We start from the raw sequence: 24,957 nt of genomic DNA on the forward strand, positions 1-24,957 counted from the left end.
ACACATTTGCAATTCGCTCCAGCCAGCGCTACACTTAAAACAGCAAAAGAGTATGTCTTCTGCCAACGCTAGTAAGTTTACGGAAAAGCACTATGCACAACATCGGTTAAGCGCAAATAGCGGGCATTCTGGTGAAAAGTGCTATTTTAGACATCAAGTAAAAAATAACTAAGCCGACAAGAACGCATCCCTATTCCACGCTACTTGCCTTAACCAAGACCGTTGGCAATAATTTAAAATTTATATGAAAAAGATTTGTGCACTCATTTTGCTTTGTTCTAGTAGTATAATTTTCGCACAAGAATTTAATACAAAAGGTAAAACGTATATTCACAGATTAGTTTCTGAAAAAAAATATGAATACGAAGTAATTGTAACTATTCCGCCACATTATGATGATTCAAAGACTTACAAAACTCTATATTATTTAGATGCGTGGTGGCTTGAGGATATTGTAAAAGGAAATTATACCCTTTTGAATAGGAGTAAAACTGTGGAAGACATAGTATTAGTAGGAATATCAATTGATGGTTCTATAGATGACTTTACTAAACAAAGAATAAGAGACTACACTCCAACACCATACAATTTGAACTTTCCATTTATTCTTCCATTGGAATCTGGAGCCCTTATAGTAGACTCTACTAACTCGGGAAATGCTGACAATTTTAAATTTTTTTTAAAGGACAAATTATTTCCTTTTGTTTCAAAAAAATATGCCATTGACAAAAAAAACCGAGGATTTATTGGTCATTCTCTCGGAGGGTTATTTGGTATAAATGATGCTATGGACAAAAAACCGTTATTTAATAAGCACATTATAATCTCACCTGCTTTATGGTATAATAAGTCGATAAAACTCTATGAAAAAATAGAAAATGATTTTAAGACCAGTAAGACTAGAGCTAACATTTTTATGTGCTATGGAGGATCTGAAGGTTGGTCAATCGTAAATTCAACAGACCATCTCTTAGAATATTTTAAACTTAATAAGTTTGATAATTTAGAATACAATTTTCAGATATATGAAAAAGAAGATCATATGTCTCTTTTGCCTAAATCTATCTATGATGGAATTGAGTTTTTCTACAAAAAATAAAACTATTGCCAACAATGGCTATAAGTAATTGATTCTACTCGCCTACTTTGGAAATTCCTGCGGAATTTCCAACTTGGTGTTTACTTGCAAAAGTTAGTGTTAACCCACGCAACTACTCATAGCCGAGACCGTTGTATGCAATTTTGACTCGTGTACTTTCCTGAAATAGGTTGACTAAAAATTAAACCTTTTAGCACTATACCTAATGAAAGAACAAAATGAACACTGTCGAAAAACTTCCTACAAAAAAGTAGGGTATGATCTTAAGCTAGTTATTATTGATCAGATCCAAAATGCACAAATCTCTATCAATCATGCTTCCGATAAATATCAGGTTTCCAGAGCTTCCATCTATTACTGGTTGAAAAAATACAGTACTTTAGAACAAAAGAAACAAGGGATGAGCAAGAAAGATGAGATCAAGAAACTCAAAGAAAAAATAGAGGAATTAGAGTTTGTAAAAGACTTCCAACAAGACATTATTGCTGACATGGAACTCATTACCGGAGTTGATATGTCAAAAAAGTCATTGCCCAAAACATTAGCAGACGAGATCGAAAAAAAGAAGCAAAACCGTTTAAAAGAAAATGGTTGATCCAATGTTTTGGGGTTTCCAAACAAGCTTTTTATAAGCGCTTAAAATCTCATCAGAACAGGCAAACAGAGCAACAGCTAATTATTCGACTCATCAAAGAGTATCGGAGTCAGTATGGACTGCGTACCGGTGGAATTAAACTGTATCAGGAATTAAAGGCTGATATGGACAGACTCGGTATTAAAATAGGAAGGGATAAATTCTATCGAGTAATGCGAATGAATAACCTGCTCGTTCCTAAATTAAAGCGGTTCCATATCACAACCGATTCAAAACACCGGTTCTTTAAATACAAAAACCTCGTAAAAGACAAAGTTCCCACCAGGCCGGAACAACTTTGGGTAAGCGATATTACCTATATTAAAACGCAGAACGGACACAGTTACTTGGCATTAGTCACAGACGCCTATTCTAAGCAAATTATGGGTTATAAATTGGCAAGCCATATGAAGACATCACTTTGCATCGATGCGCTTAAAATGGCCATTAAAAACAGGAAATACAAGAATCAGAAACTCATTCATCATTCAGATCGTGGAATTCAGTATTGCAATCCCCAATACACCAGCTTTGCTGAGGAAAACGGAATACAAATGAGCATGACCGAGAAATACGATCCGTATGAGAACGCCGTGGCTGAGAGAATCAACAGAACGCTTAAATATGAATACGATTTAAAACGAACTATAAAAAATACTAACTTAGCGAAGAAGATGGTCAAAAGGGCTGTTGAGATTTACAACAACAAAAGACCTCATTTTAGTCTCAAATTGAACACCCCTAACTTTGTTCATTTGAATAGAAATGTAGACTATCATTCCTACAAAAGGAACAAACAAAATTTAGAACTATTGACCATTTAAACTGTTGAAAATTGAATCAAAAATGGTCAACCTATTTCAGTATAATACATACTAAGTGATACATAAAAACCAAAAAAATAAACTCATCTATTTTATGAAAAATAAAAAAATCAATTTATTGATATTGATTATACTGTTTGGACATTCTTTATATTCTCAAGATAAATATAATTCAGGATATGTATTAACTACAAATAAGGATACTATTAATGGGTTTATTCTTAACCAAATTGACTCTGAATTATCTTATAAGATCTATTTTAAAAGCAATTTAACGGATGAAACTAATATAGAATATAACCCTAATGAGCTATTGAGTTTTAGTTTCAGTTCTGGGCGGGTTTTTGAGAGGAAGAGAATTAAGAACGATAATAAAACCCCTAAAGACAGTATATATATATTTGCAAAAAGAATTGTTAAGGGCAAAATTGATCTTTTCGTTAGGCGCCATAAAAAGAATAGTTTAAAAGATTTTTTTATAACAAATAATACTTCAAAAAGAGAAGCACACTTAGTAAAACCTAAGAAAAATGAGATAAAATTAGATGGTAAAAATTATTCTAAAAAGGATAGTAATTTTAAAAACTATATATCCTTTGTTAAAAAGGATGAAAATTTAGAAGCAGAAAATAACAATAAGTTAAGTTTTGGTGAAAAATTGATACGTAAGGATATCATCTCCTTTAACAGGAATTTTCAGGATGAATATCCAATTGAAATATATCAGGAACCCTTTGAATATAATTATGATATTTTAGTAGGTATTCCATTAAGTCTGAAATCGGAAGAATTACATTTTAGAATTGGGGTATATAGAAATAAAACTTTTATTGAGAAATCAAATACATTCTCATATTTAACTGGAGTTGTATATCATCATTGGAGTGACAGTGATAAAAAATGGAATAACCAATATCAAAATGGAACCTCAAATTATAGATGGCAAATGTTAAATATTATTCCCGTAGGAATTAAGTTTCAAACCAATTCAAAAAATATAATCCTCTATGGATATCTTGGTGCAGGAGCAGCTGTATTAATGATGAACGACTATATTATTGAGGATTACGAAATTGTTGGAAGTCAAAAAGATTTTGGGTTTTTACCAACTGTGAACGTTGGTTTAGGAGCCAAAATAAAGGTTAACTCAAATTTCATCCTAACTGAAATAACCCCCACAATGAATGGAGTATTTGTTAATGTTGGTTATTCATTCTAAAATAACTAGGAAAAATGAACTTTGCCTAACACCGTGTTAAAAACATTGCATATTTTCAATTTAACCGTTTGGTCTTTTCTTTGATTACTAGCTTCTTATTTTTCTTCGGAAAATCCTCACACACAAACACGCAACCTTCCTTACACAATCACTATCTAAACAATAGCCAGAGAAAATTCTAAATCAATTGACATATAAATTCAATATACTTTATGAAAAACTCTGTACTAATTGTTTTTTAATTATTAGAATCAACTATTTTCGTCAACAAATAATCTGATAAGATATTTACTTCATATATTTATACATACATATATATGAAAACTCAATACTTACTCCTCCCTCCAATGAACAATTTTATTTTTCGCTCAGTACTATTAGCAGTTACAGTTTTATTGTCTTCCTGCCAGAAGGAAGACAATATTCCCCAAACGGATTATGCTATAGAATCTGATGATTTTTTCCAGGTCATCAGCAATTATCCTAATGGTTGGATCAAGGAGGCTAAACGTGAACATGACAATCCATCTGAGAAGTTTGAATATTATGAAAACGGTAATATAAAATCTGCTAAAATCTATTCTAGCTATCCACAACAGCACTTATATATGGAAGTGAGCCGCAGTGAAGACAATAAACCCCTTTGGTCTAAATATTACACTCCTGAAGGTGATCTATGGTTTGAGACTTTATATGAGAATGGCTTGGCTTCAGAAAAAAAGGTTTACAGTGAGAAAGGCACCTCAATTTATAGTTATGAGGAAGGTGACCTGACTTCAATAGATTTCACCAGGGCTGATAAGAGTGGGACAAGCTCAACAATTTTCAATAAAATTGCAGGAACAAGAACAGTTATGATCAAAAAAGATGGCGAAACTATTCTCGAAGAAGTGTATCCTTACATGGAAGGTATTGGTGCATCAATACTAACGAACAACCAGGTTCCTTTAGCCAATCCTTTTGCTAATCCAGAAGGAAATTATCGTAAAATTGATGAATCATTCTTTCATAATGCTAATTGGCAAAACGATGCTGATCCTATTGAAGGCGTACCGCCCCATCGCAACTTTTACGAATATTACTTCCCTAACAAAAAATTTGCAACGAAATTCGCGGTCAGCTCAGAACTTTACCAATCAATTATTGAACAGTATCCGGTTACCGAAGATCAAGTTCTTACTTTAAATTACATGTATAAAGAAGGTAGCAGTAGCTTCCTACCTCCTTCCGAAGAGAGATTATCCCTCACTAAAGAAATGGAACAAGATCCTTCCCTATTCGAACTGAAATATGGAAATGAATACGTTAACAAAGTTTATTACGGAAAAATAGTTTATGTCGTTGGAGCCATACGTAATATGCCTACCGGGACTAAAGCATCTGGGGAAATTAAAAATTTAGCTCGAAAGAAAATGAATTTGATTATTGACGGGACCGAACAACTAACTGCTGAAGAACAGAAAACATTAGACAAAGTGTGGTTCGAAGTGAAGTTTTTCTCTACATTAAAGGCCCATCGTAATGGAATTATTTTAAATAACTCTGACGATTTTAATACGGTATTTCAGGAAGTGCAGGATTCAGAATCTTCAATTATTCAACTGGAGTATGCTGCATTTGAAAATATGTCTTAGAGAATTAAAAATTTAGAAGTACCTCTCATTAAAGTCACCTATTCTAAAAGGTGGCTTTTCTTTTAGAAAAAGAAATAAAAAAGCAAACGTATAGGCTCAGTTTACAACAACGGTTATCACAAATAACCGATATCATTTCAAAAAAAATAATTAAATTAACCAACAATTAAAACCTAAGCCAACTATTCCGCGTCTATACTTCCACAACTCGTGTTAACCGAAACCGTTAGTAAAAATAGAAAACAAAAAAAATGAAAATCAGATTTAATAAAAAAACTCTTTATAGTAATTTAGCACTTGGATTACTTTGGACTGCACTTGGAATATATAATTTGATAGATGATGATAATTTAAGATGGTCAGACTATATTCTAATAGGTCTCGGAATTTTATATATCTCACATTTTTTAAACGATATAATTAATCAGTACCTGAAAATTGAAGGCGGAACTATTAAAAAAAATATACTTTACGGGTTTGTAAATAAAATTGATCTTGTAAAGATTAATTCAATTGAAAATAGTGCAGGAAATTATTATCTGAGGACTGATTCAAAGAAATTAAAAATTAAAATTAACTTAATAGAACATTCGTCACTTTTAGATTTAAAAAATGTTTTAGCAAATCTAGATTTAACACCTGAAAATACACCATTTACCAACAACGGTTATCATAATTAACAGGTGTTCTCTAAAAAGTGTAATGTAGTAACCTAAGAAAGAAAATACGTAAATCGATAGGTCCATATACCTACTCCACACTAATTGTCTTAACCAAGACCGTTAGCTACCAAGTCTTCATAAAATTTCATTTTATTAAAAACATGTAAAAATTTAAACATTCGTAAATTTGTTATAATCAATTTAAAGACCTCTTAATGTTTGATAAACTGTTAAAACATCTTCAGGAGAAAGTAGAATTAACTGATAATGACCGCAAACGGATACCTATGTTCTTTGAGCATAAAAAAATACGTAAACGTCAATTTCTAATACAGGAGGGTGATTTTTGTAAAAATCTGACTTTTGTTTCAGAAGGTATTATTAAATCTTACACGTTAGATGACAAAGGAAATGAACACATAAGTTTATTCGCATGGGAAGGCTGGTGGGTATCAGATTTTAGAAGTTTTATATGTGGTGAAAAATCTATATTATCAATAGACGCAATAGAAGATAGTGAAGTTTTATTAATTTCTAAACCAAACTATGAAAGATTATTAGAAGAAATCCCTGTTATGGAACGCTATTTTCGAATATTATATCAGAATAGTTTAGTCACTAAGGATCGAAGATTGATAAGTTCAAATACCTATTCCGCAGAAGAAAAATATAAAGAATTGGTAAGTATGTATCCTCAAATTCCTCAAAGAGTTCCTCAACATCTAATAGCTTCATATTTAGGTGTGACTCCAGAAACTATTAGCAGAATTAAAAAAAATATCTAAAATTAATTTACTAAGAATTGATCTACATCAAGATTATTTCTTGTTTTAGATCAATGTATAGCTCTCCATTTCAAAGTAATTTAGCTAACGAATTAAAATATAATAGTTATGGAAAAAATTGCATTGATAGTTGGAGCAAGTGGAATCTCCGGAAATAATTTAGCTAGAGAACTTATTGCTAATGATTGGACCACTTACGGTTTAACAAGAAATTCAGATGTAGAAATAAAGGGTTTGAAAAATATTAAAGCTGATCTGCTTAATAAAGAATCGCTCACAAATGCATTAGAACATATAAATCCAACCCATGTTTTTTTTACTGCATGGATGCGTAAGGAAACGGAAGCAGAAAATATTAAAGTGAATGGTGGGATGGTACGTAACATGTTAGAAGTATTATCTCCCAAACATTCTGTACAGCATGTGGCATTAGTTACGGGATTGAAGCATTACTTAGGACCCTTTGATGCCTATGCTCAAGAAGGCTTTAACCCGGTTACTCCAGTGAGAGAGGAACATCCAAGATTAGAAATAAATAATTTTTATTACGCTCAAGAAGATGAAGTTTTTGCAGGTGCAGAACGTGATGGATTTACATGGAGTGTTCATAGAGCACATACCGTTATTGGGGAAGCTGTTGGGAATCTAATGAACATGGGAACCACTTTAGCCGTATATGCCAGTATATGTAAAGAAAATGGAACATCTTTAATATGGCCTGGTTCCGAAGCGCAGTGGAATGGAATTTCTGATGTTACAGATGCACATATCTTGGCAAAACATTTTCACTGGGCAGCAACAACTCCTGAAGCCAAAAATCAAGCTTTCAATATAGTGAATGGAGATGTTTTTCGTTGGAAATGGTTGTGGAAGCAAATAGCGGAATATTTTGACATTGAATATCAGGGATTTTATGAAAATAACCGAAGCCTGGAAGAAATTATGGAAGGAGATGAAAAGTCATGGTTAAAAATTTCCCAGAAGTATAATCTTCAAGAATCTGATTTAAATAAATTAGCATCTCCATGGCATACTGATCTAGATCTGAGACGTCCTATTGAGGTGATGACAGATATGTCTAAAAGTAGAAAATTTGGGTTTAAAAAATATCAAGATACCAGAGATTCATTCTTTGATTTATTCGATACGTTAAAAGAAAAGCAAATTATACCTTCTTAGAACAAATTCTATTTAAAACTTTTAAGCCCAATAGGACAATAGTCGTATTGGGCTTTTTTTAGGATATTAAAGTCAGTATAAAAGGCCAACAGCTATAATAGGTTAAGTGCAAATAGCGTACTTTCTGATTAAAAATTTTATTTTAGTAACCGAGTAAAAAGCAAAAACGCTGGACTGCCTACTCCATTAATTTATATTAATCAGGACCGGTGTATGCTTTTAATTTTCAAGAGTATCCATTAAAATTATAATTTATGTAATAATACATTGTATAACTATGTATTTTGTTATACCTTTAAATTATGAATGAAAATTTTATAGCTAAATGGCAATCTCAGGTTAAGAAAGGAACATTGACTTTTATCATCCTGAACGTACTTAGAAACAATGAATTCTATGGATATGAATTTATTGAGGAGGTTAAAAAACTTACTAAAATCGAAATTGCAGAAGGAACTTTTTATCCTTTAATGAATCGATTAAAGAAAGAGAACCTTGTTACATCTAAATGGGTAGAACAAGAATCTGGAATTCCCAGAAAATATTTCAGTCTTACAGATACTGGGAAAGAAACCCTAGAACAAATGAAAGCTTATTGGGAAGATTTATCATCATCTATCAAAAAAATATCTAAATGAAAATAAAAGAAATTCAATTTAAGGAAGATGCTTCAAGACGCATTTACTTAAGCTATATGAAGCGAATTGAAAGAATGATTAAGCCTTTATCTGAAACTGATCAAACAGAAGTTTTATTAGAATTTAATAGCCATATTTTCGAGGGTTTAGCACACCAACATCAAAAAAACGAAATTTTTAAAATTGTAGACATTCTAGACAAATTAGGGAATCCCGAAGAAGTTTTGAAGCCTTTAATCGCAGATAAAAAATTGGAGGAGGCAACCAGAACTTTCAATCCAATTCATCTATTTAAAGCCTTAGCTCTAAATATATCAAATGGAATTTCTTATTTGATTTTTGGGATACTCTATTTATCTCTTTTTGGTTTCGTATTTCTTATTTATGCAAAGTTCAATAATCCAGATGAAGTTGGTTTATTTATGGAAAACGATTCCTTTATGGTGCTAGGTAAGTTGAATAAAGGTTATTTACAAAACCCAAATATTTCTGAAGTTTTGGGTAATTGGTTTATACCTGTAATGCTCATATCCATTATACTCTCTTACTTACTTATAACGCTATTATTAAAACTTAAAAGATCAATCAATAAAAAATGAAAAACTTAATCATCACAACATCATTTATTCTTTTGTCTGCAATTTGTGTAGGCCAAAAACTAAACACAAAAAAGTTAGATAGTCTTTTCCAAATTCTGGAACAAAACGATAAATTCATGGGAAGCCTTGCAGTTTCCCAAGATGGAAATAGTATTTACGAAAACACTATAGGTTTTAAAAACCTCGAGGATTCAATTAAATCCAATCAAAATACTAAATATAGGATTGGTTCAATTTCAAAAATGTTTACTGCAACATTGGTTTTAAAAGCAGTTGAAGAAAATAAATTAAATTTGGATCAAAGCCTAAAAGATTTCTATCCTGAAGTAGTCAATTCAGGAATGATAACAATTAAATCTTTATTAAACCATAGTAGCGGCATCCATGATTTTACTAGAAATGAAGATTACTTAAAATGGAATCAAATAAAACAGCCAAAGGACAAAATGATTCTAAGGATTGCAAGCTATACAAGCGACTTCACTCCAAACTCAGAAAGTGAATATAGTAATTCCAATTTCGTCTTATTAACATATATTCTAGAGGACGTTTATAAAAAACCTTTTAGAAAATTACTGAAAGAAAAAATTACAGATCCGTTGAGATTAACAAATACATTTTATGGAGGAAAAATAGATTCTAAAAATAATGAAGCCTATTCATACACTTATTTAGGAAGATGGAATAAAGAAACAGAAACTGATATGTCTATTCCACAAGGTGCTGGAGCTATTGTATCAACTCCTGGTGATTTGAATGTTTTTATTATGGCACTATTTAATGAAAATATTATTTCTAAAAGTAGTTTGGATCAAATGAAGAATATTGAAAATGGATATGGCTTAGGACTATTTCGATTCCCTTATGCTGATAAACTGAGTTATGGCCATACTGGTGGCGTAGATGGTTTTCGATCTTCAACCAGGTTATTTCCTGCAGATAAACTTGCCATTAGCCTTATGTCGAACGGAATAAACTACGAAAATGACGATATCCTCTTAGCTGTACTAGGAAGTTATTATGGACAAGGATTTGATTTACCGAATTTCAATACAGTAGAATTAACAGAAAAAGATTTAGAAAAATTTTTAGGTACATACTCAAGTGAACAGATCCCTCCAAAAATTATCATTTCAAAAGAAGGCTCTACTTTGTTAGCACAAGCCACTGGTCAATCAGCATTCCCTTTAGAACCAAGATCAAAAAATACCTTCGTCTTTGAAAAAGCGGGTGTGAAAATAGAATTCAAGACAGGAACTGAAGAAATGATAATGAAACAAGGTGGTAAAGAATTTCTATTTAGTAAGGAGTAAATAACAACGTACCACTAAATGTTATCCCAATAAACAGGGAGCGTTTCAAAAAAATAATTAAATTATTCAAAAATTAAAACCTAAGTCAACAAGTAAGTATCCCTACTCCACTCCACTTGTTTTATTACGACTATTACGAACAAGCTAAAAAAAATAAAGTATGAAACCATTGACTTTTTTATTAGTAATAATCTTAAGTATTCAAAATATAATATCTCAAAATATTGACTTTGAAAAGTTGATGTATAAGGAAATATCATGTTACTCTTCAAAGATCCAAATAATTGAAGATTTGGGAAAACCATTAAAAGTTTACAATCCTAATTACGAATGTGGATTTCTCTCTACAGATGAACAAATGAAAGACTTTGAAACCTTAGAGTATCAAAATATAAAATTTACAGGAAATAAAGAGGACAATTTCATTCTTGACGTAGTTAATTTCAACGATGAATCTACTTCAATTACTTATTCTAAATTTCAATTAAATAGTGAAACCACTCTGGACCAATTAAATGAAATATTTGGGAATAATATTCCTAACAATTTAAAAGACGATTCGGGAATCGTATTTATTCCAAATAAAAATAAATTTAAAGAAGATGGATTTATTTTTCTTATTAAGGATGAAAAATTAATAAAGATTATGTATTGGAGCCCTTGTTAATACAAGAAAAGTTGCCTACAACGGTATTACAATTACAAACATTATCGATACGGAGTATTTAAATCTCCTGTGAAAGGAAATAACAAAACAACAAGCTCGCTTCCCTACTCTTACAGCTTATGACACCAGAGACCGTTGGCAAATAATAAATAAGAAAATTGAGATTATTAATTACAATAATACTTTTTTGTTCTTTTAGCTGTAAAAAAAGCTAATAAACTAAAGCAAATCAAAAATGAAAATTCTATTATCAATAGAATATGGTTAGTTGAAAAACAAGTGGAGATTGATCGTTTGGAAACAGAGGTATATATTTTTCCAAATGGAGACTCCATACAAAATCAATATAAAAAATTTAAAAATGGAATATTAGATACTTTAAATAGTAATTATTACAAATTTGGAAAATTGAAATTTGATGATACCATTAGAAAAGTCGATCTAGATTTCTATTCCTGTTATGATACTTTGAAAAAGTTTAATAGCCGAAAAATTGAGTTAACTATTTTTCATAAAAATAAGGATAGCTCATATAGTAAAACTTATTCTCCGATAAGTGGATACAATCATTTTATATTTGACTATATAGATTTTGATGATGAAAATATTTGTGGAATAATTTGGGAATCAATACAAATTGACACAATAATTAAAGGAGAAAATAAAATGAGACTTTTGGAACAAATAATGCTTGTGGACAACAAAAGTCCTAGTTCTAACCCTTTTGATTTGATTAGTTGGTTAGAGGAATAAACCATATTGGCTATAACAATGATTATCATAGCTAAAGAGTAGATTTTCAAATAAAATATTTAAATTAATCAATAATTTTAAACTAACCGTCAAGTTCCCTTCCCTACTCTGCGCTACTTGTCTTAACCAAAACCGTTGAAAATAATATTTATATGAAAAAATTCACGAAAAACTTATTATTCATCACTGTTATATTTTCTACAATTTTAAACTATGCTCAAGAAGCTAAAGGGAACAACAGTTTAATAGAAAATGAAGACTATAATTTATATAAACCGATTAACACACAGGGCGTTTTATTGCTTTTCGGTGGGTTTCCGGAAGACGCCGAAGGAATTGAAAATGAATTCCAAATAACTGACTTAGCAAATGAAAAAAAAGTTGCAGTTGCGTATTTAAATTTCAATCGTAAATTATGGTTAGAGGAAGATGAAAAAGAGCAATTAGCACTTTCACTACAAGAATTATTTACTTCAAATAATTTACCATCAGACAATATTTATATTGGTGGCCTATCTAGTGGAGGAAATATGGCATTACTAATTAGTAATTATCTTTCACAAAAATCAGAATACAATTTAAATCCTGCCGGTGTTTTCATTGTAGATTCTCCAGTTGATCTTGCCGCATTATACCGTATTGCAGAGTCAAATATTAAAAGAAAATTTTCAGAAGCTTCGGTTGGAGAAAGCACTTTTATTTTTAATTACTTTCATGACCAATTGGGAAATCCAAATGATACTATAGCTCTTTATGAAAAGTATGCTGCTTTTACATATGAAACTAAAGATTTTCAAAATTTAAAAGATTTAAAGAAGACAAAAATTCGTTTTTATACAGAGCCAGATAAAGTTTGGTGGAAAGAAAATATGGGTGTTGATTATGAACAAATGAATGCCTTTCATATAAAAAGATTATCAGACTTTTTAAGTTCCCAAGACTTTAAAAATGTTCAATTTATAGCAACTGAGAATAAAGGATTTAGAGCAGATGGAACTAAAAATCCACATAGTTGGTCTATAATTGACAAAGAAGATCTACTTAAATGGATGTTAAAGGATTAAAAACTATTTACAACAACTGTTATCATAAAATAGAAGTTATTTTGATGAAACCAAATTTATAAGAACAAAGCAAACAAACTATCCTCCTTACTCCCGCAATTCGTTTTAATAGAGATAGTTATCAGAAACTTTAAGGCATAATAAAAAGTAATATATTAACAGGTTAATCGTCATATTAAAAACGGAACTAATGATAAAAAGGAATATTCAAATTGTACTGTTGGCTATACTATTATCCGCAAACTTCTCTCCAGCCTTTGGACAAACTACTTCAGACAAAATTATTTTCTTAACCGACAATTACACTACTTACATAGAAAAGGTGAACTTGGATGATGAAAATAGAGATAGCATTTACAAGGAGATCATACAGAATTCAATCTTTGAAAAGCACTTTCAAAAAAGTGAATATGCCTTAATCGTTAAAGATTTTTTTGCAGCACCAATTAATAACACCTCTGAACTTAAAAAATCAATTGAAAAAATTGAGGAAAATCGTGAGTTAATAAAAAATAAGATAATTGGAGCATTAAAAATGAGCCGAGAAAAAATTGGTAACGATAGTTTAACCATCTATATAATGCCAGTAAATCCTGAAAACAGAGAAATTATAGATGGAATGACTGGAATAATGGGGTTAACAGCGGGTTCTAAACAAATTATTTTGACGATTGAACCTGAAATATCAGGTTGGGAAAATATGCTTGAGTATGCAGTTGCACACGAATTTAATCACGCTTATTGGACAAATTTAAACTTTGGAAAATTTCCAAAATGGACTTTACTTGACTACTTAATATTTGAAGGTAGAGGTGACTATTTCGCTCATTTGCTTTATCCAACGGTAATAGCTCCCTGGACAATAGCTTTGACAGAAAGTCAAAAATTAGAATTGTGGAAAACAATTAAACCTAACTTAAAAAGCGAAGACATGAGCTATCAAATGGAGGTTATGTTTGGATCGAGAAAATATCCTATTTGGGGCGGCTATTCATTAGGTTACGACATGGTATTAACAGCATTGATTAACAACGAAAATCTCAATGCCGGCAACTGGACAAATCTTGAAGCCCATAAAATTTTAGAGTTGAGCAAATACAAATAAAAGCGATCGTTAAAATTGGTTACGCACAAATAATGGCGATCGAGCGCAAAGCACTATTTTAGAAATAAGTAACACCAACTAAGAGAACAAGTGCTTTCTCCCACAACTTAAGCTAAACAAAAATGTTGGAGAAGTTCTTATATAAAAAATCAGAAAATTAGACTTATAAAGAACATACTATTATTTCAAAGACATATTTTCTTAGTAGGAATACTTATTTCTACTGTATTAAGTATAACTATGAATAATTATAAAATGACTGGATTATTTTATGTTCTTATTAGCCCTATTATTCATTATTTAATTTACGAGGTAAAAGGTAATAATGAGTATTATTATTATTTCAATCTTGGATTTCGTAAGATAGGTTTATGGTGTTCTACAATAATTCTTGGGGTAGTTAATCTTCTAATTTTTTCACTCTTATGAATAATCTTCATGTTGATAGTGTCAGAAAATCTTATCGAGATAAATTAATTTTGACAGACATTTTTTTGTCTTGCAAACAAGGTGAAATCGTTGGATTAATTGGTAGAAATGGTTCAGGAAAATCTACTTTGCTAAAAATAATCTTTGGAATTGAAAATGCTGAAAATAAATTTATTAGAGTTAATAAAAAGATTTTACAGAGCTTTAAAGAATCCAGTAAAGTGATAAACTACCTTCCCCAGAATAATTTTCTGCCAAAAGGCTTTAAGATAAAAACTATTATAAATTTATTTCTTCCAGTAAATAAAAGAGCTCGATTAAAAGAAAATGTATTCATAAAACCATTATTACAAAAGAAATATCAAGTACTTTCTGGAGGTGAAAAGAGAATTTTAGAAATATTACTACTACTAAATTCAGAAGCTGATTTTGTTTTACTTGATGAGCCATTTAATGGCGTTAGTCCTATAGTTCGAGAGCAAATTATAAAATATATAACTGATGAAAAACCAAATAAAGGCTTCATTATTACAGACCATGACTATGAGAATGTAATGAGAGTGTCTGATAAAATCCTATTTCTAAAAAATGCAGGTCTCAAAAAGATTACAGATAAAATGGAGCTTATTCAACATGGCTATTTAACAAAAACAACTTAAAAGAATGCTTATCAAAAAGAATGGGCCGTAAGCCATACAAAATAATTAAATTTAATAGTAATTTAAATCTAATTCTACATGTGGTCTTTCTCCGTAGCACAATATGTATAAAAAAGTGACAGTTAAGTATAATTTTTTAGAAAAAAATGAAGAAGATATTCCTATTCTTATCCATAATCCTCTGTTCAAATACCTTTGCCCAGAAAACAGAATTATTAGAACAAGTTGATTTTGAAACTCGAAAATATAAAGATTCAATTATTCAACTTAACAAATTCTCTAACAATTTAGAATTCGTAATAGAAAAATTCAGGATCAATAAAAAAATGGATTTGGAAATTGAAAATGATTATACCACTGCGGGAATGCTTCAAGCAACATATAATGCGTACGCCAGTTATGATGTTTTACTAAATAAATATTATAAGGAATTACTTCATAAATTGAATCCTAAGGATAAAGAGACTTTAAAACAAGCACAACGAAATTGGATAAAATTTAAAGATTCTGAAATGAAGCTCAATAATTTAGTCTCAAAAGATGAGTATTCAGGCGGAGGAACAATTCAGCAATTATTTGTAGCTTCCAGAAATTTGGAACTAGTAGAAACTAGATTGAATGAAATTTATGAGTATTTAAATTCTCGAATCATGACTGATTCAAAATATTAATTCAAATTTGAATATCATTGGAATTAGAGTTATGATAACAACTTTGAATTTTAGCGTTACCACAATGAATACAACCATTACTATTGTGCTTTTCCTGAATTAGGTCGACCAAAATTTAAACCTTTAGATACTTAACCGAATGAGCTGTAAACCTAATGTTTGTCTGTCGCTCAAAAATAATAGTTGAATCTTGTAGAGCAACAAAAGCCAGACTGGATTGAGACAGTCTGGCTTATGTTGGTGATCTTTTTAAAGGATTAAATCAATTTTTTATAATCTGTTTTGCTCATCATTTAAGTCTGCGTCTTTTACATCTTTCTTTTTTGCATTACCAAAATTATAAGTTGCAGATAGCGTAATTTTTCTCGTTTCCCAGCGGTTAATCCAGTTGGTAGATACATTGTCTTGCTGTGTATTTTGTATCCATTGGCTTTTCTTCAATACATTTTGCGCACTTAAATTTAATCTTATTTTATTTTCCAGAAGGTCTTTACGTAAACTGAAAGACATATCATAAGATGGTTTAAAAGTAGTATTTCCATACTTTCCGCTTTCACTGTAAAAACTATTCCAAGTGCCGTTCCAATTTTTTCCAAAGTCAAAAGTTTGATTTAAGCCAGCATAATAAGAGATGCCGCTGTCATTAAATTTGTAACCTTCTAAATCTGATTTTGCTTGGCCGTAATATAGCTCACTGTTTAATTGAATGTCCCAGTATTTATTTACATTCCAACTGGTATTAAATGATAGTCCGATGCTTTTAGAACTTCCAATATTGTCATAATACAATGTGGTAATTTTATTTTCTGGATTATAACTAATAATCTGATACATTTCATCTGTAGAAAAATTAGCAAAAAGTGAGAGAGATGTTTTTTGTTTGTTGATCCAAACCATTTCAAAAGCATTGGTAAATTGTGGCGTAAGATCAGGGTTTCCAACAGAAACGTTATAAGTATCAATATATTCGTAATAAGGATTTAAATACAAATAACGAGGTCTTTGAATTCTGCGGCTGTAAGAGATTTTGTATTGATTATTTTCCATATTAGCATTCACACTAAAAGATGGGAATAATGAAAGGTATTGATCTTTATTTGAAGTATTAGATGTTAGTGAAGTTGCATTATAATCAATATATTCAGCACGTAAACCAGCTTGGAAATCGAATTTTCCTGTATTAAAATTAGCAATTCCATAACCAGAGAATATCGATTCTTTATAAATTAATCTGTTGCTTCTATTAGTATTTTGAATGTAATCTCCAGATAAGTTGCGCTCTTTTAAATCAATATCATAATCATTATTTACATAGCTGTATTTTGCACCAGTTTCTAAGTTTATAGCAGAATTTAGCTTATGTTCTACATCGATTTTAGCACTTAAAATGTTGTAATCTGTTGGATTGTTGTACTTTATTTGATCATCATTTTTATACATTTCGTTGGTATCTGCGTTGAAATAAAAATTAGAAGTTTGGCGATCACTTGTATTGTTATAATTGGCGAAATTTAGTTGTGCGTCTACCTTGGTATCCAGACTATCAGTTGCAAAATTGTAAAATAGGGTTCCAATTATTGTTTTATTTAAAATAGCATCGTCCGTTTTTAAAATGGTGTAACGCTCATAAATTCTATTGTCGTACTCATTTGTTCTACCATTAGTTACTTCATTACTATTGTAAATATTATAACTAACGGAAGCGCCAATATTTGCATTTTTACTTAACTCATGTCCAGCTCCAAAATTTCCTGAATAGCTATTTGAAATTGGTAACCAATCGTTATTTTGTTCTAATAATAATGTATTGGTAGGATTTACTATGGTTTGATTAATCTTTCTATGGTTAACACTTTCTGTATAACCATAACTTAATCCATATTTAAAATTCCATTTTTCTGTATTATTATATAAATTAATGCTGTTATAATTTTTAATGAATTCAGCATAACCAACAGATGTTCTAACATTACCAGTTAAGCCAGTAGCAGCAGATTTTTTAAGAACAATATTAAAAATTCCTGCGCTACCAGAGGCATCATATTTAGCCGAAGGATTTGCTATAATTTCTACTGATTTTATATTGCTGCCGTCCATTGTTTTTAAATATTGATTTAACTCCTCGCCGCTTAGAAGTGCTGGCTTTCCATCAATCATAATTTGCAAGTTATTACTTCCTCTAAACACTACATTGTCATCCTTATCTAACCGAACCCCAGGTAATTTTGTTAGTGTTTCTAAAGCATCATTACCATTTCCAAAGCCTGCTTTGTCTACATCAAATATCATCTTATCACCCTTTAGAGTCAGTAATTTTTTTGTTTGCATTACAACAACTTCCTCTAAGTCAAATGCATCTTCTTGTAAAATAAAATTTTGTATTTGATCTCCATTGCTCTTCTGTAAAATATTTGATTTCAGTATTTTATAACCCAATAAATTAATTTGAATATAAAATTGAGATGATTCAACAGATATGTTATAGTGACCAAATTCATCTGTGTTTGTGCTTTGCTTAAAACTATTGTCTTCAGCTTTAAATATAGAAACTGTTGCATATGCCAGTTTCTCATTAGTATTTTCAGCAGTGATGGTTCCGCTGATTTGTACGCTTTGACCAAAGAAGAAAAAGCTATTTAGTAGTAATAAAAAGAAGAATGTTGTTTTCATGATTTATCTATTTGTTAAGCAAATTTATTCAAGACATCTTCTGTAAATAATTAGTTTACACCAACCGGAAATAACGTTACACCAAACCTTAAGAGGTAGTTGTTTTCTACTTCTGTATGATAAAAAGCTATTTCGTGTAGCATTTTATCCAGTTTGTCAAAAAAAATAAATACGTCGAAAAATATTGGGTAATTTTATGACATGGAAATAGTCAAAAAACAACGTCACCTTCATATAGCCATCATATTGATCGTGATCTTTATGGATTTTTTCTCCGATTACGTTTATGGCGGAATGGATGGATTTTTAAGAAATTTTCAAGCACCCTTAAATTTCACACGAATTATAATGTATACCGCAACATTTGCGGTGTACTTTTTAAACTTCTATTTGGTTTGCCCATATACTTTAAAAAAGAAATATTATTTAAGATTTTTTCTGGGTGTTATAATTTTAATAGTCGTTTTTGGTCAGATTCGGTATTTTCTTGAAGAGGTAGTTTTGTTCCATTTTACTGGTAATCATAACTATTATGAAGAATCTAGAAAATTCTTTTTTTATACAGTAGACAATTCCTTTTTTGCTTTTAAAGGAATTTTATACAGTACATTACTATATGTATTTTATGAATATATTACCAATCAAAATCGCATTTTTCAGTTAGAGCTAGATTATAAAAAAGCAGAGTTGAATTTTTTAAAATCTCAATTAGAACCACATTTTCTATTTAATACGCTAAACACTTTTTATACAGAATTAATTGATACGCAGCCAAATACTGCAAAGGATATTCATAGGCTTTGTGAACTTTTAAGATATGTAACTTATGAGGCAGAACAGGAAATGATGCCTTTGGAAAAGGAAATAAAATTTATAGAAGATTACATTTACCTACACAGAAAAAGGTTTGAGGATACCATGTTTTTAGAATATAATTTAGAAGGTACTATTGATAATCAAGTTATTCCATCTTTAATGTTTATTCATTTTGTTGAAAATATTTTTAAACATGGCGTTATAAACGACAGGCAGAATCCAGCAAAGATTTCTATAATAATAACAGGTAAAGAAGTTATCGTAACAACAGAGAACCTAATTTCAAAATCTGAAAAATATAACCACAATGGCATTGGAAAAGAAAATTTAAAACGCCGTTTATTTGCTATTTACAAGGATAATTTCGATTTTCAATCTGAAGAAATAGATGGGAAATTTACCACGCTCTTAAAACTGCCTCTTATCAACAAACTATGAAAATATTAAAATGTCTAATTGTAGATGATGAACCGCCCGCAATTCGATTACTTGAAAAATATGTAGCCAAGATTCCATTTCTCGAATTAGAAGCCACAACAACCAGTTCTATACAAGCACTATCTATAATTGAACAATCAAAAATTGATTTAGTTTTTCTGGATATTCAAATGCCCGAATTAACTGGATTACAATTGTCCAAAATTATAAAAGGAAAAACAAAAATTATTTTTACTACTGCATATGCACAATTTGCGCTGGATAGTTACGATGTAAATGCGGTAGATTATTTGCTAAAACCATTTGAATTTGAACGCTTTTATGAGGCAGTTAATAAAGTTAAAAACTTAAACATATCCCAGGATCCGGTAACCGAAACACCAAATACTTCTTCGGAGTATCTTTTCGTTAAAACTGATGGCAAAAATAATTTTGAAAAAATATATGTGAAAGACATATTATATATTGAAGGGCTAAAAAATTATGTTGCTATTCATTTAGTTGAAAGTCAAATAATAACAAATAATACACTAAAAAATATTGAGAATCTACTTCCAAAATCTGAATTTATAAAGACCCATAAATCATTTATAGTCTCCCTTCGGCATATTAAGAAAACTGACTCTTTAAGCGTTTACATACAAGATAAAGATATACCCATTGGCGACACTTATAAAAAGGAATTATTTGAAATAATTCAAAATAGAAAATTGTAAACTGCGATTATCATCGGAGAGATATGACTTCCTAAGTATATCAGTGATTTACAGAAATTATAAAAGCTTAAGTCAATAAGTACTTCAACTTACTCCCTCAACTTGTATTTGAAGAGAGCTTAACACCAAATTAAATTCGATTTTTAAAGAATAAATAATGGAATAAGAACGTATGGGAAAAAAATTAACTCTATTGATCATCTTGATCACTTCAATCTCTATGAATGCACAGAAATACAACACTTCTAAAGACAGTATACATGCATTTTATGATACGTTATTCTTAAACTTAAAAGAGGGCTTCATAAAAAAAGATTCAGTGAATTGGGAAGAAATTGAAAATGAAACTTTTTCAAATTTAGCTTTGTATACCAATTTTAAAAATTCTCTTAATGAAGTTGAACCATTATTTTCAAAAATAGATGCGACGCACTGTTCAATCTACTTTGAGAACAGTGTTTACAGTGTACAAAAAAAGGTGTCTTCGGAAAGTTATAGTAATCAATGGAAAATGAAATATGATACTAATCCAGGTTTTGAAGTAAAAATAATTCAAGAGAAATTTGGATACATATTAGTACCATCACTTTTCTTTACGGACTTACATCCAAAAAATGTAAATAAGATAGCGCAGAATTTATATAATCAAGTTGTTGAAATTAAAACTGGAAATGAATTGGAGGGTTGGATCATTGATTTGCGTTTTAATACAGGTGGAAACTCCTGGCCAATGCTTCTAGGGTTATATGATTTTCTGGGTAATAACAATATTACTGGCACCTTGGATGGTAATAAAAATCTAATAGGAATAAAGAGTCTGTCAAAAGGGAAATATTTAGTAGATTCTAAAAAGCAATATCAAATTACACCCACAGGTAAATTGTTGGACAAAATTAAAGTGGCCATTATTACTAGTGCTGTGACGGCAAGTTCAGGAGAAATTGTAGCGATGGCTTTTAAGGGAAGACCTAATACAGTTTTTATTGGTGAAAATTCATTAGGATTTACATCAGAAAATTATTCTTCAATATTACCTTTTAATACTATAATGGCTTTAACTAAAACGTATAATAGTGATAGAAATGGCATTTATTATGAGAGCATTGTACCTGATATTAATGTAATAAAACAGGATAATTTTGACAATTATCTTTTGGATGGAAATATTTTAGAAGCAATAAAATTCATAACCAATTAAACCTAACTAAGCCAACATTCGCTTCTCACAAATAATGGATAAGGTTTCAAATAAAATAATTAAATTAACCAACAATTAAAGTCAAAGCACACAAGTGCACATCCCTAATCCCGCACCTTATGGTAATCGAGACCGTTATTACCTATTATTTATAAAATTCTGAGTTCAATAACTTAACGCAACGAATCATCAATCATGAAATATTTAATATACATTCTGACTTTTCTAACTATGGGAAGTACTTATGCCCAGTCCAATATAGAAGTCAATGAAAAAGCTCCTAAAATAAATATTACCCATTGGATTGAGAATGTGCCTACCAACAAAAGCTTAGACAATAAATTTACAGTGCTGGAATTCTGGGCAACTTGGTGCGGACCTTGTATTGCAGCTGTACCTCACATGAACAAAATACAAAGTGAGTTTAATAACAAAGATCTTGTCTATATTTCAATTACCGATGAATCTGTAGAAAAAGTTAAAAGGAGTTTAAAACGTATAGATTTTAAATCGATCGTAGTAACAGATCTAACAAAGGAAACTCAAATAAATTTTGGCGACGGTAAAAAAGGTTTAGATACATACCCCTTAACAGTTTTAATTGATAATAAAGGAATTATAAAATGGATAGGCGAACCAAAAAATTTAAATTCTAAGATCATGTCCAAATTTCTAGCCAATGCTAAAACAGAAAATAAGGATAATGAATTCAAAAAAACAGAAATTGAAATTGAGCAAAATAATACGTTAAGCTTTAAAGAACTTTTAAGCAATAATGAAATTGCTAATTATTTTGACATACAAGAAGCGAAGAGTACTGAGAAGTTAAAAAAAACATTGGGAACAAAAATTATTAGCTTGAAAGCTTATAGCTTGGAAGAGATTTATAGTGATATTCTAAATATCAAACCAGATCATATAAAAGTTCCTACTGATTTTCAAGACAAGCGTTTTGACCTACTCTACAAGAATATTGAAGAAGGTAGTAATCTAGAGCTGCTCGAAAATAATATTTTAAACAAATTGGATCTTGAAAAGAACTCAGTCTTCAAATCAACAAAAATTAATATGGTTTCAATACAAGATGAATCACTTTTAGAGGAAACTTTAGAGCAAAGATTTTCAGCTAAATCTGATGCAGACGATAAAATAATTTTTACTGCATTTACCATAGATAATACACTCGATGAGCTATCAAATCTATCTTCAGCTTCGTTTAAAGCCAATGAAGATAATGATACGAAATATGATTTTATTATAGGAATTAAAACTAAAGAGGATATCATTAATAGTCTAAAAACTTACGGATTATCTGTGGAAGAAAAAGATGTGAACCGTGAATATATTACCCTTATAAGTCGAGAATAACTGCAATTAAAATAACCTGTAACTTTATTAGAAAATTCATAATGACTAATTCATTAAGTATCTTAGAACAAATAGTACCTCTCCTCGTATAGATAAAACTGACACATATTACTTAAATTACGCTTAGAACATGTATTAAATCAAAATTTTAAAAAAATATGAAAATAGTTGTACTATTAACGTTTTGTCTAATTGTTGTTTCCAGCACTGCCCAGGATTTAGAGGGGAAGTGGATGATGACTAAAGAGGGTGATACTTATATTATTCCAGAAAATTTAGTGTTAGAAATAAGTTCAGATACCTTAAAATTTTTTTCGTTTGATACCCTAAAATCTACCATTCCTATTAAAATTGAGAAAGATAAGATCATCAGCGAGAAACAAGTTAGTTTCATTGAAGTTATAAATGAAAATAGATTTAAGATAAAAAGTCAAGGAACTGTGAATAATATAGACGGTTTGATCTCTACAGAATATGTGAGATTGATACCTACAAAAACCAATTTATCGTCTGAAGAAATTCAAAAGTTATCGTTTCAGTTTAATTGGCGCGATGATATGTTCACCGTTATATTTAATAAGGAATTAGGAGATCCTCAGCTCTTGAAAAATATAGGATTGAGTGAATTAATAAAAATGAATCTCGAGAAGATTAATCTTACATATTTCATTTCCATTTACGAATCTGGCACTAGAAAAACGGTATTTCCAATCAAGGAAGTATCTAAAGATAGGATGATTCTCTATGGGACACCAGATGAACCTTATGAAATAGTTGGCGAGAAAGTTGAATAATTAGCTTTTTAAATCGATATCGAATAGGCTTAAAAAAGGCTTCAATACTAAATTCTCAAATAACCAATATCAATATAATAAACATAATATTACTTTCTTCTCTCTGCATTACTAATAAAAAAAATACTTGATATTAAAGTAATAATCTCTTACCAAACTAAAACATATTAAATGGATTTTCAACTTATTCGAAACGCAACAATTAAATTAAAATACGCTGGTAAGACTATTTTAGTAGACCCGATGTTTTCTTCAAAAGGTAGCTTTGAATCTTTTGCAGGCATCTCGAAAAATCCAATTGTGGATCTAACGGTTTCTTTAGATAGTGTTTTAGAAGGTGTAGATTTTGTAATCATTACCCATAAGCATATCGATCATTTTGATAGTTTAGCAAAGGAAGAACTTCAAAAAGATATAAAGTTATTTTGTCAACCCTCAGATAAAGAATTTATAGCCAATGAAAAATTTGTAAACACCGAAGTAATAGAATCAAATACGGTTTTTGATACTATTTCTATTACTAGAACCGGTGGAAAACATGGAAGTGGTGAAATATTATCACAAATGGGGGAAGTTTCCGGATTTGTATTAGAAGCAGAAGGTGAACCCACAATTTACATCGTTGGAGATAGTATTTGGATAGCGGAAATACAAAATGTGATCTCCAGTTTTAAACCAGAAATCATTATCACAAATTCAGGAGGAGCAATTATGCCAGGACATGAGAACAACCCTATATTAATGAATGAAGAACAAACTATTTTACTTGCTCAGTATGCAAAAAATGCAAAAGTTATAGCCGTTCACTTAGAGAGTTTAGACCATTGCACCGTTACTAGAAATTCTTTGAGACAAAAAGCAGATGCCAATGGTATTGATAAAAACCGATTGATTATACCAAATGATGGACAAATCATATCGATTTGATAAAAAATTATAATGAGTATTTTTATAAAAAATACGAATGTTAACCACAGGTTTTAATCATTAGCGATATCAAGGTTCAAAGTAAATAGTGCGAAT

The 24,957-nt window shown here is 30.2% G+C and carries 24 protein-coding genes; 23 read left to right on the top strand and 1 reads right to left on the bottom strand.

The window, feature by feature from the left end; genetic code table 11:
- The first annotated feature begins 244 nt into the window (after positions 1-244).
- The 17 genes from P163_RS16985 (at position 245) to P163_RS18010 (ending at position 15,934) form a co-directional block, all read left to right on the top strand.
- Complete coding sequence (locus P163_RS16985; protein WP_034894757.1) at positions 245-1,099, top strand: alpha/beta hydrolase; 855 nt, start codon at positions 245-247, stop codon at positions 1,097-1,099.
- Positions 1,100-1,304: 205 nt separating this feature from the next.
- Positions 1,305-1,694, top strand: coding sequence for an IS630 transposase-related protein (locus tag P163_RS16990; protein ID WP_034886817.1), 390 nt, complete (start codon positions 1,305-1,307; stop codon positions 1,692-1,694).
- A complete protein-coding gene (locus P163_RS16995) occupies positions 1,691-2,557 on the top strand; it encodes an IS3 family transposase (RefSeq protein WP_081891282.1) in 867 nt (288 codons plus the stop codon). Before P163_RS16990 ends, P163_RS16995 begins: the two co-directional genes overlap by 4 nt.
- Positions 2,558-2,651: 94 nt before the next feature.
- Positions 2,652-3,776, top strand: coding sequence for a hypothetical protein (locus P163_RS17000; RefSeq protein WP_156100745.1), 1,125 nt, complete (start codon positions 2,652-2,654; stop codon positions 3,774-3,776).
- A gap of 317 nt (positions 3,777-4,093) precedes the next feature.
- Entirely contained in the window at positions 4,094-5,410 is a 1,317-nt protein-coding gene (locus P163_RS17005; RefSeq protein WP_156100746.1) for a hypothetical protein, read from the top strand.
- Between the two features lie 251 nt (positions 5,411-5,661).
- The gene (locus tag P163_RS17010) at positions 5,662-6,090 is read left to right on the top strand and encodes a hypothetical protein (protein ID WP_034894765.1); all 429 of its coding nucleotides are present in this window, start codon (positions 5,662-5,664) and stop codon (positions 6,088-6,090) included.
- A gap of 197 nt (positions 6,091-6,287) precedes the next feature.
- A complete protein-coding gene (locus P163_RS17015; RefSeq protein ID WP_034894768.1) occupies positions 6,288-6,857 on the top strand; it encodes a Crp/Fnr family transcriptional regulator in 570 nt (189 codons plus the stop codon).
- A gap of 108 nt (positions 6,858-6,965) precedes the next feature.
- Positions 6,966-8,036, top strand: a complete 1,071-nt coding sequence (locus P163_RS17020; RefSeq protein WP_034894771.1) for an SDR family oxidoreductase — start codon at positions 6,966-6,968, stop codon at positions 8,034-8,036.
- A gap of 302 nt (positions 8,037-8,338) precedes the next feature.
- Positions 8,339-8,674 carry a PadR family transcriptional regulator gene (locus tag P163_RS17025; protein ID WP_034894774.1) on the top strand — a complete coding sequence of 112 codons (336 nt, stop codon included), beginning with the start codon at positions 8,339-8,341 and terminating at the stop codon, positions 8,672-8,674.
- Positions 8,671-9,273, top strand: coding sequence for an HAAS signaling domain-containing protein (locus P163_RS17030; protein ID WP_034894777.1), 603 nt, complete (start codon positions 8,671-8,673; stop codon positions 9,271-9,273). Before P163_RS17025 ends, P163_RS17030 begins: the two co-directional genes overlap by 4 nt.
- Complete coding sequence (locus P163_RS17035; RefSeq protein ID WP_051931318.1) at positions 9,270-10,586, top strand: serine hydrolase domain-containing protein; 1,317 nt, start codon at positions 9,270-9,272, stop codon at positions 10,584-10,586. Before P163_RS17030 ends, P163_RS17035 begins: the two co-directional genes overlap by 4 nt.
- 160 nt (positions 10,587-10,746) lie before the next feature.
- A complete protein-coding gene (locus P163_RS17040) occupies positions 10,747-11,253 on the top strand; it encodes a hypothetical protein (RefSeq protein WP_034894780.1) in 507 nt (168 codons plus the stop codon).
- A gap of 279 nt (positions 11,254-11,532) precedes the next feature.
- A complete protein-coding gene (locus tag P163_RS17045) occupies positions 11,533-12,006 on the top strand; it encodes a hypothetical protein (protein ID WP_197055459.1) in 474 nt (157 codons plus the stop codon).
- Positions 12,007-12,158: 152 nt separating this feature from the next.
- Positions 12,159-13,070 carry a hypothetical protein gene (locus tag P163_RS17050; protein ID WP_034894785.1) on the top strand — a complete coding sequence of 304 codons (912 nt, stop codon included), beginning with the start codon at positions 12,159-12,161 and terminating at the stop codon, positions 13,068-13,070.
- Between the two features lie 190 nt (positions 13,071-13,260).
- Complete coding sequence (locus P163_RS17055; protein ID WP_034894789.1) at positions 13,261-14,175, top strand: DUF2268 domain-containing putative Zn-dependent protease; 915 nt, start codon at positions 13,261-13,263, stop codon at positions 14,173-14,175.
- A gap of 425 nt (positions 14,176-14,600) precedes the next feature.
- A complete protein-coding gene (locus tag P163_RS17065; protein ID WP_034894795.1) occupies positions 14,601-15,263 on the top strand; it encodes an ATP-binding cassette domain-containing protein in 663 nt (220 codons plus the stop codon).
- Positions 15,264-15,409: 146 nt separating this feature from the next.
- Complete coding sequence (locus P163_RS18010; protein WP_051931319.1) at positions 15,410-15,934, top strand: lysozyme inhibitor LprI family protein; 525 nt, start codon at positions 15,410-15,412, stop codon at positions 15,932-15,934.
- Positions 15,935-16,204: 270 nt separating this feature from the next.
- Here the strand turns inward: P163_RS18010 and P163_RS17075 are convergent, their stop codons facing one another.
- Positions 16,205-18,604, bottom strand: a complete 2,400-nt coding sequence (locus P163_RS17075; protein WP_034894798.1) for an outer membrane beta-barrel family protein — start codon at positions 18,602-18,604, stop codon at positions 16,205-16,207.
- A 201-nt stretch (positions 18,605-18,805) separates the two neighbouring features.
- Between P163_RS17075 and P163_RS17080 the strand changes: the two genes are divergently transcribed.
- The 6 genes from P163_RS17080 to P163_RS17105 all read left to right on the top strand — a co-directional run bounded on the left by P163_RS17080 (position 18,806) and on the right by P163_RS17105 (position 24,861).
- Positions 18,806-19,858, top strand: coding sequence for a sensor histidine kinase (locus P163_RS17080; RefSeq protein WP_081891377.1), 1,053 nt, complete (start codon positions 18,806-18,808; stop codon positions 19,856-19,858).
- Positions 19,855-20,574: a LytR/AlgR family response regulator transcription factor gene (locus P163_RS17085; RefSeq protein ID WP_034894801.1), complete on the top strand. Its 720-nt coding sequence runs from the start codon at positions 19,855-19,857 to the stop codon at positions 20,572-20,574. The genes P163_RS17080 and P163_RS17085 overlap by 4 nt, the downstream gene beginning before the upstream one ends.
- Before the next feature lie 172 nt (positions 20,575-20,746).
- Entirely contained in the window at positions 20,747-21,772 is a 1,026-nt protein-coding gene (locus tag P163_RS17090; protein WP_034894803.1) for a S41 family peptidase, read from the top strand.
- A 195-nt stretch (positions 21,773-21,967) separates the two neighbouring features.
- Positions 21,968-23,140: a TlpA family protein disulfide reductase gene (locus P163_RS17095; protein WP_081891378.1), complete on the top strand. Its 1,173-nt coding sequence runs from the start codon at positions 21,968-21,970 to the stop codon at positions 23,138-23,140.
- Positions 23,141-23,298: 158 nt separating this feature from the next.
- Complete coding sequence (locus tag P163_RS17100; RefSeq protein WP_034894810.1) at positions 23,299-23,934, top strand: hypothetical protein; 636 nt, start codon at positions 23,299-23,301, stop codon at positions 23,932-23,934.
- Between the two features lie 171 nt (positions 23,935-24,105).
- A complete protein-coding gene (locus P163_RS17105) occupies positions 24,106-24,861 on the top strand; it encodes an MBL fold metallo-hydrolase (RefSeq protein WP_034894813.1) in 756 nt (251 codons plus the stop codon).
- Positions 24,862-24,957: the final 96 nt, after the last annotated feature.

Origin of the sequence: Gillisia sp. Hel_I_29, from assembly GCF_000744275.1 — a bacterium.
Lineage (GTDB): Bacteria > Bacteroidota > Bacteroidia > Flavobacteriales > Flavobacteriaceae > Gillisia.